A 765-nucleotide genomic window follows, 5' to 3' on the forward strand; every position below is an offset into this window, starting at 1 on the left:
AGCCGGGCCAGCAGCGCCTCGGCGTCCGGACGTTCACGCTCCCGGAGCAACTCGTTGAGGCGGCCCGCCACCTCCGCCGGTGTGGGGTGGTCGAAGACCAGGGTGGAAGGCAGCCGCAGACCGGTGGCCGCGCTCAACCGGTTCCGCAGCTCCACCGCCCGCAGCGAGTCATAGCCCGCGTCGAGGAAGCCGCGCTCGTCGTCGATGGCGTCGGCCGCCGCGTACCCCAGGACCAACGCGGCCTGCGTCCTGACCAACTCCCGCAAGGCGTGCGCTCGTTCGGTTGCCGGTAGTCCGGAGAGAGACAGTGTGGCGCCGGGTTCCCCGGCGTCTCCCGTGCCGCCCGGCGCGACCGGCGTGCTGCCCGCGACCGCACGGGACGGCGCGGCGCCGAGCAGGCCCCGCAGCAGCGCGGGACGCGCACCGGGCCTGGCGCGCATCGCGGCCAGGTCGAGCCGGACCGGGAGCACCAGGGGCCGGTCCTGCCCGAGCGCGAGGTCGAACAGCGCCAACCCGTCCGCCGAGGACAACGGCAGCACACCCGCTCGCCGCAGCCGCGCCAGGTCTCCCTCACCCAGCCCGCCGGTCATCTCACTGACCTCCTCCCACAGCCCCCACGCCATCGACACCGCCGGCAGCCCCGCCCCTCTGCGGTGGTCCGCCAGCGCGTCCAGATAACCGTTGGCCGCCGCGTAGTTGGCCTGACCCGCGCTACCGAGCACGCCCCCGGCCGCCGAGAACAGGATGAAGAAGTCGAGGTGGGTG

Annotated in this window: 1 protein-coding gene; it reads right to left on the minus strand. The window is 74.4% G+C overall.

The genetic code is table 11. The annotated features are described in order from the left end of the window. Positions 1-765, minus strand: a 765-nt coding sequence (locus KUM32_RS26200) for a beta-ketoacyl reductase (protein ID WP_217144426.1), incomplete at both ends; no start/stop codon positions are given.

The sequence above is a fragment of the Streptomyces sp. AC627_RSS907 genome, from assembly GCF_019049165.1.